General features: G+C 75.0%; 8 protein-coding genes. 6 read left to right on the top strand and 2 right to left on the bottom strand.

Features of this window, described 5'->3' with window-relative positions; all coding sequences use genetic code 11:
- Positions 1-125: 125 nt before the first annotated feature.
- Complete coding sequence (locus tag NBZ85_RS22025) at positions 126-272, bottom strand: hypothetical protein (protein WP_261558724.1); 147 nt, start codon at positions 270-272, stop codon at positions 126-128.
- 30 nt (positions 273-302) lie between these two features.
- Positions 303-1,172: a P1 family peptidase gene (locus tag NBZ85_RS22020; RefSeq protein WP_261562520.1), complete on the bottom strand. Its 870-nt coding sequence runs from the start codon at positions 1,170-1,172 to the stop codon at positions 303-305.
- A 169-nt stretch (positions 1,173-1,341) separates the two neighbouring features.
- On the opposite strand from NBZ85_RS22020, the gene NBZ85_RS22015 reads away from it, so the two are divergent.
- From NBZ85_RS22015 to NBZ85_RS32775, 6 genes are all read left to right on the top strand, one after another.
- Positions 1,342-2,184: a sulfurtransferase gene (locus tag NBZ85_RS22015; protein ID WP_261558726.1), complete on the top strand. Its 843-nt coding sequence runs from the start codon at positions 1,342-1,344 to the stop codon at positions 2,182-2,184.
- 121 nt (positions 2,185-2,305) lie between these two features.
- Positions 2,306-2,725 carry a PPOX class F420-dependent oxidoreductase gene (locus NBZ85_RS22010; RefSeq protein ID WP_261558727.1) on the top strand — a complete coding sequence of 140 codons (420 nt, stop codon included), beginning with the start codon at positions 2,306-2,308 and terminating at the stop codon, positions 2,723-2,725.
- A gap of 507 nt (positions 2,726-3,232) precedes the next feature.
- The gene (locus NBZ85_RS22005) at positions 3,233-4,213 is read left to right on the top strand and encodes an AAA family ATPase (RefSeq protein WP_372517773.1); all 981 of its coding nucleotides are present in this window, start codon (positions 3,233-3,235) and stop codon (positions 4,211-4,213) included.
- Positions 4,210-5,352: a DUF58 domain-containing protein gene (locus NBZ85_RS22000; RefSeq protein WP_261558728.1), complete on the top strand. Its 1,143-nt coding sequence runs from the start codon at positions 4,210-4,212 to the stop codon at positions 5,350-5,352. The genes NBZ85_RS22005 and NBZ85_RS22000 overlap by 4 nt, the downstream gene beginning before the upstream one ends.
- Complete coding sequence (locus NBZ85_RS21995; RefSeq protein ID WP_261558729.1) at positions 5,349-7,769, top strand: transglutaminase-like domain-containing protein; 2,421 nt, start codon at positions 5,349-5,351, stop codon at positions 7,767-7,769. Before NBZ85_RS22000 ends, NBZ85_RS21995 begins: the two co-directional genes overlap by 4 nt.
- A partial coding sequence (locus NBZ85_RS32775; protein ID WP_261562519.1) for a PKD domain-containing protein occupies positions 7,762-9,638 on the top strand: 1,877 nt, incomplete at its 3' end. The genes NBZ85_RS21995 and NBZ85_RS32775, both read left to right, overlap by 8 nt.

Below are 9,638 nucleotides of genomic sequence, written 5' to 3'. Positions count from 1 at the left end.
GCCCGTAGCGGCCCCCGTGCGGCACACCCGCCGGCCCCGTCGACCCACGCGCTGACCGTCGGCCCACGCGCTGACCGTCGACGCAGTAGGGCCACGCACGCCCTGCACGGTGGCGAGAAAAGTCCTCACCTGGCGTCCTTGAGGATCCGCTCCACGGACTGAAGCCGGGTCTGCATCTTGGCGAGGCGCCCGCCGATTTCGGCGGGCTGACCGTTCGGTACCCGCTCAAGCTTGCGCAGATGAACCTGCACCTGCTCGTCTCCCGTCGACACCCCAGCCTTTGTCTCGGCGATGGGGCCGCGTCAGGGCATGCGGTCGACGGAGCGAATGGCGGCGGTGACCGCGGCCAGAGCGAGCAGGCGGACGAGATCGACATCGGCCTCGACCCGGCCGGTCGCCGCTGCGACGAAGGCGTCCCCGTCGAGCCGGGTGTGCGGGGGTGTGATCGCTCGTGCCAACCCGTCGTGGGCACCCTGCGCGACCAGCAGGCAGTTCATCTTGTCCAGGCGGGCATTGGTGACGACGACCCCGATCGTGGTGTGGGTGCGTCCGGCGGCGAGGTCGAACGGTCGCCACTGCGACTCCGCGGCGTCGAGCGGGACGGGGTCGCCACCGTGGTCGACATCCCCGAACGCGTTGACCACGCACAACGCGGCAACGGTGACCTCGCCGCGGCACCGTTCTGCATGCCCGAGCCCCCCGGCACGGCGGTGCTCGGGCCCACGCCACTGGCTCGCATACGCCCCCGTGCCGGCACCGACCCGGCCGCACAGCACCTGCTCCCCCTGGGTGGCCCGCGCGGCGAGATAGCCGGCGTCGGCGGTCGGCCGGGCGGTGGGATCGCCGACGGCGAGGTCGAACAGGGCCAGCGCCGGGACGACCGGCACCGGGCCGCCGCTCGTGGGCACGCCCCGGCCGCGCTCGGCGTAGTAGCGCATCGCCCCGTCGGCGGCGGCCAGCCCGAACGCCGAACCGCCGGTCAGCACCACGGCGTCGATGCTGGCAAGTGCCATCTGCGGTGCCAGGGCGTCAAGCTCGCGCGAGGCCGGCGCGCCGCCCCGCACCTCCGCGGAGGCGACCGTGCCCGCCGGCAGCTCCACCACCGTGCATCCGGTCACGCCCACCGGGTCGGTCCAGTGCCCGACCCGCACCCCGTCGACCCCGATCGCCATCGCGCCGAGCCTCGCACGGATCCGACCTGGGCGACAAATCACCGCATGCCGTTCACGCCCTGGCGAGAGCTGGTGATCCCGACTTTCTGCCCACCGCCGGCCCTGCGCACCGCCGACCGTCCTGGCAGGCCGGCGGCGACGCACCGCCCAGGCCGGTAGCGTCCGGGGCATGAGCGATGTGCTGATCTCCGCGACGGGCCTGGCCCGGCTCCTCGACTCCGCGCGGCCCCCGCGGGTGCTCGACGCCCGCTGGCAGCTCGGTGGCCCGCCCGGGCGGGAGGGCTACCTGGCCGGGCACATCCCCGGCGCCGTCTTCGTCGACCTGGAGACCGAGCTCGCCGCGCCGCCCGTGCCCGAGCAGGGCCGCCATCCGCTGCCGGATGTGGCCGCGCTGCAGCGGGCCGCCCGCGGCTGGGGGCTGTCCGCCGGGGACACCGTGGTCGTCTACGACGACTCGGGCGCGATGTCGGCGGCGCGGGCCTGGTGGCTGCTGCGCTGGGCGTCGGTCGAGCCGGTACTGATCCTCGACGGCGGGCTCGCCGCCTGGACGGCCGCGGGCGGGGCGGTCCAGACCGCGCCGGTGCGTCCGCAGCCCGGCGACATCACCCTCGTCCCCGGCGCGCTGCCGACGCTCGACGCCGACGGGGTCGCCGCGCTGGCCCGCGACGGGATCGTGCTGGACGCCCGGGCCGGCGAACGCTACCGCGGCGAGGTTGAGCCGATCGACCCGGTCGCCGGCCACATCCCCGGCGCGCACAGCGCCCCGACCGGGGACAACCTGGGCGCCGACGGGACGTTCCGCTCCCCCGCCGAGCTCGCCCGCCGGTTCGCGGCGCTCGGCGTCGGCGGCGAACGGCCCGTCGGGGTGTACTGCGGCTCGGGTGTGACCGCCGCCCACGAGGTCGCGGCGCTGGCCATCGCCGGCCACCCCGCGGCGCTCTACCCGGGCTCCTGGTCCCAGTGGTCGAACCTGCCCGGCCGTCCCGTCGCCACCGGCGCCGAGGCCGGCTGAGCGACACCCGCTGAGCGACACCGACCGACCGCCGCATGCTTCGGCGTCATGCACTGGGGAATCCAACCGGCCGATGCTAGGCTGATCTTCACTGATCGACGTCGATGGGAGCATCGGACGGATGACGCTACTGACGCCGGAGCTCCGCGACCTGATCTCCAGCGGTCCGCTCGCGCACCTGTCGACGATCAATGCTGACGGCAGCCCCCAGGTGAGCGTCATCTGGATCGGCCTGGACGGCGACGACGTCGTCAGCGGTCATATGGGCCGCCATGTGAAGGTGCGCAATGTGGAGCGCGATCCCCGCGTGGTGCTCTCCTTCGACGCGCCGCGGGTGCCGGGAGCCTTCCTCGCCGAGTACGCGGTCCTGCACGCGACGGCCACCGTCACGGCCAGCAGCGGTACCTGGGACCTGCTGAACGGCCTGGCGAAGGTCTACATAAGCCCGGACGCCGAATTCCCGGCCCCGAAGGGCGACGGTTTCATCCTGCGCTACTCGATCGACCGCGTCGGCGGCGTCGGCCCGTGGGCGGCTCGCTGAGCCTCCTTGCGCTGCTGCACGCAAAATTCTTGCGCTGGGATTTTGTTAGATGCGGCGCCCGCGGGAACGGCAGTACTGCCGACGGCACCCACCGTTAATGCCGAGGACCGGCGGACGACCCTTCGCGTGGGGGAAACGTTCCACCCCGCAGAGAGCATCCACTCGCCGGACAGGCGCCGGGCCCTGACGGATGCACGACAACGGTGATCTGGTCCGCTTCAGGACGCCGGGAGCCTGGTGGTGTATGCGCCGGACCGTCTGGGCGAGCGGGACGCCCGGCCCCAGCACCGTGCTGAAGGTGCAGGACAACGACAACCTCGCGCTCCACACGCCCGGGCACGTGACGATCTGGGCGTCGAGCACGGCGGTGCCGGGCTCGGGACACCCGCTACGCGCCGATTCTCCGGTTCGCCACCGGAGAGCGGTACCAGCCGGCGAGCGCCGACCGCCACCTGTCGCGTGTTAGCCTGACATGGCGCAATCCGGGGAGGTAGCGCAGCAGGGGGAATAGTGGAGACTTCCGCGGCGGACGCCGATTGGTTTTCGCGGCAGCATCAGCGACTCGCCGCCAACATCTCCGGATTCTTCCGGGGCAATCCTCAAGTTGTCGAGCGTGCTCTGCTATGCATGTATGCCGAGGGCCATCTACTTATCGACGACGTTCCCGGCGTCGGTAAGACGTCGCTGGCCAAGGCGGTCGCCCAGTCGGTGAGCGGGACGGTCCGGCGGGTGCAGTTCACCCCCGACCTGCTCCCCTCCGACGTCACCGGCGTGCAGATCTGGGACGCCGGGGCACGCTCCTTCGAGTTCCATGAGGGCCCGGTCTTCGCGAACATCGTGCTCATCGACGAGATCAACCGGGCGTCGCCGAAGACCCAGTCGGCGCTGCTGGAGGTCATGGAGGAGCGCCGCGTCACGGTCGACTCGACGACCTACCAGGTGCCACGGCCCTTCATAGTGATCGCCACGCAGAACCCGGTGGAGCACGGCGGCACCTACGAGCTGCCGGAGGCCCAGATCGACCGGTTCATGATCCGCTCGGCGGTCGGCTACCCGGACCACGCGGCGGAGGTCGAGATCCTCACCGCCGGCACCCGGGGGATGAGCCCGGAGGATCTCCAACCGGTCGTCACGAACGCCGATCTGATGCGGATGACCGAGCTCGTCCGCGGCGTCCACCTGTCCGCGGAGGTGTACGACTACATCGTCCTGATCGTGGCCGACACGCGCCGCCGGGCGGACCAGATTCGGCTTGGAGTCAGCCCTCGCGGCGGGCTGTCCCTCGCCCGCGCGGCGCAGGCCCGCGCCGCCGCCACGGGTCGGCCATTCGTCACCCCGGACGATGTGAAGGCGCTGGCCCCGTCGGTGCTCGGGCACCGGATCATCATGCGGCCCGAGGCACTACTCGACGGCCTGACCGGCGCCGACGTCCTCGCTCGGATCACTGCGTCGGTCCCGGTGCCGGACCGCTACTCCGCCCGGAGATGATCACAAGATCGGGCTGGGGTGCGCTGATCGGCACGGTCGTCCTGCTCGCGAGCTGGCCGCTGCTGCGTTACCCGGAGCTCGCCGGGCTCGGCGCCACCGGCCTGGTGGTGCTCGCCGGTGCCGCGCTGTGGATGGTCGCCCGGCCGCAGGTCCGGGTGGTGCGGCGGATCGAACCCGCCCGGGTGGTCGAGGACGGCGACGCCCGCGGTGTTCTGTCGGTGACCAACGTCGGGCGCCGGCGCTGCCCGCCGTTCGTCGCCGTCGAGTCCGTGGGGGACGAGCGGGTGGCGGTGACGCTGCCGAGCCTGGCCGCGGGCGCCGCCCGCGACGTCGACTATCCACTGCCGACGCACCGGCGCGGCGTCCACCCGGTGGGTCCGCTGACCGTCGGGCACAGCGACCCGCTCGGGCTGTTCCGGGCCGGGCGGTCCTACCCGTCGCACGCGCGACTGTGGGTGTACCCGCGGCTGCATCCGCTGGTGCCGCTGCCGACCGGGCGGTCCCGCGAGGTCGACGGCCGCACGTCGGCACTGGCGCCCAGTGGCGGGGTGGCCTTCCACAGCCTGCGCGAGTACGAGCGCGGTGACGACCTGCGGCTGATCCACTGGCCGTCGACCGCGCGGACCGGCACGATCATGATCCGGCACCACGTCGTCCCGCACGAGCCGCGGATGCTCGTCCTGCTCGACACCAGCGCCGCCCCCTACACCGACGCCTCCTTCGAGGCGGCGATCCGGGTCGCCGCCTCGCTCGCCGTCGCCGCGTTCGACGGCGGCCATCCCGTCGAGGTTCGCACGACCGGCGGCGCCCGGGCAGCGGCAGAGCGGGGCGTGTCCGCCCGCGGCGAGCTGCTGGACCTGTTCACCGAGGCGGTCCGCACCGAGCGCGATCCGGGCCTGGCCGGGCTCCTCGGGCTCGGCCAGGACGGCGACGGCGCCGCGCTCGGCATCGTCACCGGCACCCCGGGCCAGGCCATGCTCGACGCCGTCGGCCCGGCGCTACGCCGGTTCGCGACGGTCAGCCTCGCCCTGATCGGCGAGCGGCGGGGCGGGCCCGCGCCGGTCGTGCCCGGTGCCTTCACGGTGGCCGCGGCGACGAGCGACGAGTTTGCCGCGGCCTGGAACCGGACGGCGCGATGACTGCCGGCGGCGTGGCCACGTCCGGTCTCCCCCCGGCATCGACCCCAGCATCGGCCCCAGCACCGGCCCGGGCCTGGGCTCTGGGCCGCCTCGGCGCGCGGCGGCCGTCCTGGGACCGGCTGGCCGAGGCGGTGTCGCTGCTGGTCGCGGCGCTGGCCGTCGGCTGGGCGTTCGGCGGGCTGTTCGTCGGGCACGGCGCGTGGGCGCCGCTGGCGGGGGCCGTGCTGGTCCCGGCCGGGCTGACCGCGGCGGCCGGGCGGCTAACCCGGCGGCTGGACCTGCTGGCCAGCGTCATGCTCACGGGACTCGCCGGCTATCTGGTCGTCGTCGTGTTCGGGTGGGCCGACGGTCGGGCCGTGGGCAGCCTGCCCAACACCGTCAACGGTCTACGCCGCGGCTGGTCGAACCTGCTCACCGCTGGGTTGCCGGGTGATCCGACGGCGACGTTGCTGGTCGTCCCAGTCCTCGTTCTGTGGCTGGCGACGGCGGCCGCGGTGGCGCTGGCGGCGCTCGGCGGCGCGATGCTGGCGCCGTTGCTGCCGCTTGGGGCTGCGTTCGCCGTCGCCGTCGCGTTGCTCGGCGGGGCCGAACGCCGGGCGACGGCCGCCGGCGCTGTGTTGGCACTGGCGTCACTCGGCTTCGCTCTGGCGCGGGCGCACCGGCGTGGCGGGGTCGGCGCGTCCCCGGCGGGTTCGTTCGGGCTGGGCCTGCCGGTCGTTCTCGTCGCCGTACTGGTTGGCGCCGCTGTCGCCGCGGCCCTGCCGAGCGACGACCGAGCCGACCCCCGCACGCTGCGCCCGCGACCCGTTACCTCGGTGGCCGAGCTCGACCCTTTGGCACAGGTCCGCGGTCAGCTCACCGCGTCCCCACCGCGCCGGTTGGGCACCGTGACACTCGCGTCATCCACGGGTCGGCTGCCCGTCGACCGGGTCACGACCGCCGTGCTGGGCGATTTCGACGGAGCAAGCTGGCGTAACCACGACGCCTACCTGTCGGCCGGCACGACGCTGCCACGCGACGCCGACGCCGACGGCGGCCTGGCCGCCGACGGGCCGACGGTGACGGTGCACGCGCACGTGACGATCGATCGCCTGGACACGCCGCTGCTGCCCGTGGTCGGCCGGCCGATCCGGCTGTCCGGCGTGCCGGCGGCGTTCGACCCGTGGACCGGCACGCTGGTGCACACCGCGGCGGCGAGCAGCTACCAGTACCAGCTCACCGCGACCATCCCCACGCCCGGGGCCGGGCGACTCGCCGACGCGGTCCCCGGCTCCGGTCCGGACCTCGCCCGCTACCGGACCATCCCGCCGGGGCTACCGCCCGCTCTGGTCCAGGTCGCCGCCCGGGCGACGGCCGGGGCCCGCACCGCCTACGCCGAGCTGACCGCGCTGCAACGGTTCCTGCGCGACCCGGCGGCGTTCCCGTACGACCTCGCCGGTCGCCCGGGGCACTCCTACGGTTCGCTGAGCCGCCTGCTGACCAGCGACGATCCACGGGAGCGGCACAGCTACGCCGAGCAACACGCCGCCGCGTTCGCGCTGCTCGCCCGGGTCAAGGGCTTCCCCTCCCGGATCGCCGTCGGCTATCTGCTGGGTCCCGACACAGCCGGCGGCCGCGGCGTGTTCACCCTCAGCCAGGCGCGGGCGCACGCCTGGCCGGAGGTGTACCTGGCCGGCATCGGCTGGACCCCCTTCGAACCGACGGACACCAGCCGGCTGTCCCACGAGGAGCCGCCCGACACGGCGAGCACGGCGGCCGGCGGGATGGCAAACGCGCCCACGCCCACGCCGCCGAGCCCGCCGTCGCCACCGAAGCTGTCGGCGATCCCCCGGCTCGACCAGCCGCACTCCGGCGCCGGCCACCAGGCCCGCCAGCTCGCGGTCGCAGTGCTCGTCGCCCTCGCGGCCCTGCTCGCGATCGTCCCGCTCGCCGTCGTCGGCGAGAAGGCCCGGCGGCGTCGGCGGCGACGCCGGGCCGGGCCGCCGGGGCAGCGCGTCGCCGCGGCCTGGCAGGAGGCGCGAGACCGGCTGTCGGAGTGGGGCGTGCCCCCGGTGCGCTCCCGCTCGGCGAGCGAGGTCGTCGGCGACGCGACCGTGCTGGGCCCCCAGGTCATCGAGCCCCTGGGCCTACTCGAACCGCTGCTGTCCCGCGCCCTGTACGGCCGGCAGGACGCGGCCGAAGCCGACGCGGCGCGGGCCTGGGAGCTGGGCGACCTGCTACGGCGCCGGCTGCGCGAACAGGGCTCGTGGCTGCGGCGGCTGCGCGCTGCGCTGGACCCACGCGCACTGCTCGGCGCCCGCGCCACCCGCGGCGGTGCGGCGAGCGGTGCGGCGAGCAGCGCGGCGCGCGGTCCGGGCGGGGCGGACCGCACGCCGGGCGGTCGCCTGCGGGCCGCGGCGGGGAGCTCCGGTGGCTAGCGGCGTCCCGAGCCGCCGCGGCTGGCGGCGCGTGGCCACCGCACGCTGGGTGGAATGCGTGATCGCGGCAGTCGTGCTGCTGGCCGGGCTGGTCGTCGCCGGCTCCGCCACCGGTACCCACCAGCGCCGGATCGACTTCCGCGCCGGTGCGGCCTGGCTTGTCTCCGACGCCGTCGGGCAGGTCGCGCTTGTCGACGGTGCGTCGGCGAAGGTGGTGACCCAGGTGGCGGTCGGTCGTCCTGGCCTGCCAGCGGGCTCCCTCCAGGCGACCCAGTCCGACCTCGACGCCTACGTGGTGGACGGCTCGGCCGGCGTCGTCGGCCGGATCAGCGGCGCGTCCTACACCTGGAACCGGCGGCCCGGGCTGGCCGCAACGGGACGCGCGGGCGAGCTGTTCGTCGGCTCCGGCTCGCTCTACCTCGTCGACGGGCGCTCCGGCGTGGTCACCACCGCCGACCCGGCGAGCCTCGCCGTGCGGGGGCGGCAGTCCCTGGCGGCCCGGGTCGGTACCGACGGCGGGGTCGTCGACGCCGACGGCCGGCTCTGGCTCATCGACGCGGTCACCGGCAACCTCGTCTGGCTCGACGGCACCACCCGCCACGACCAGCGGGCCGGCACCGACCCGGCGCGGACCCGGCTCGTGCTCGCCGACGGGCACCCGGCCCTGGTCGATTTGGCCGAGCGGCGGATCACCCCCATCTCCGCCGGCGGCCGGCTGGAACGGCCGACCTGCCTGGACATCGCGCCCGGCGACGCCAGCACCCAGGTCACGGGCGCGCCGGACACACCCCGCGTGTATGCGGCGGTCGGCACCCGCGGGGTGCTGATGGTCGCGGATCTCGCCGAGCATCGCTGCCAGTCCGTAGTCGATCTCGCCGCAGCCGGCCACGAGCTGGGCGCGCCGGTCGAGGTCGCAGACCGGGTCTTCGTCCCCGACTTCACCTCCGGCGCCGTGCACGTTGTGGACCTGGCCGCCGGCCGGGTGCTGGCCACTCCCCGCGTGCTCCCAGCACACCGCCGCTTCGACCTGCAGCCGCAGGGCGGCTTCGTGTTCTACAACGACCCGGCCAGCAGCGCGGCCGGGGTCATCCGCGTCGACGGATCCGTAACGGCGGCACACAAGTACGGTGCCGATGCCACCGTCGGAGCCAACGGAACGGCGAGCGACACCGGCTCCGGCGGCGCGGGGTCGGGTGGCGACGCCGGCAACGGCCCGGCCACCAGCCCGACCGGCGCGATCCCCACGCCGACGCCACGACCGACGCCGACGCCACGACCGGCGCCACGACCGACGCCGACGCCCGCCGTCCCAGCCGCGCCCGCCGTCCCAGCCGCGCCCGCCGTCCCAGCCGCGCCCGCTGCCCCGGCCGCGCCGGGCACCGGCGGCGGCTCTGCGGCCACCCCAGGCCCGGCCCGGTCATCCAGTCCACCGCGTGCCGTGCCGCCGGCCGCCACGGGAGACTCACTCGGCCAGCCCGGCGGCGTCTCCGGGCCGGCCACCGAGAATCCGCCCCCGGGCAACGGCTCGACCCCGCCGGCCACGGCAACCGGCACCGGCACCGGCACACCACCGCCCGCCGCCGCGAACCCGCTGACGATCGAGACGAGCGCGGCCACCGCGGCCACCGGCGCGACCGTCACGTTCCGCGCGGCCACCGACGGCCCCGAGGTGAGCACCGCGACCTGGACCTTCGACGACGGCGGCACCGCCTCCGGGGCCCGGGCGACCCACGCCTGGACAAACCCGGGCCGCTTCGTCGTCACCGTGAACGCCACGCTCGCCGACGGCCGGACCGCCGCGGCCACCGCCGAAATCACCATCACCGCCGCAGAACAGCAACCCCCGCCGCCCGCCGCGACGGGCCCGAC

Source organism: Frankia tisae, from assembly GCF_025403405.1.
GTDB classification, from domain to species: Bacteria; Actinomycetota; Actinomycetes; order Frankiales; family Frankiaceae; genus Frankia; species Frankia tisai.
The sequence above is the reverse complement of the archived record's forward strand: the minus strand, read 5'-3'. Positions and strand labels throughout refer to the sequence as shown.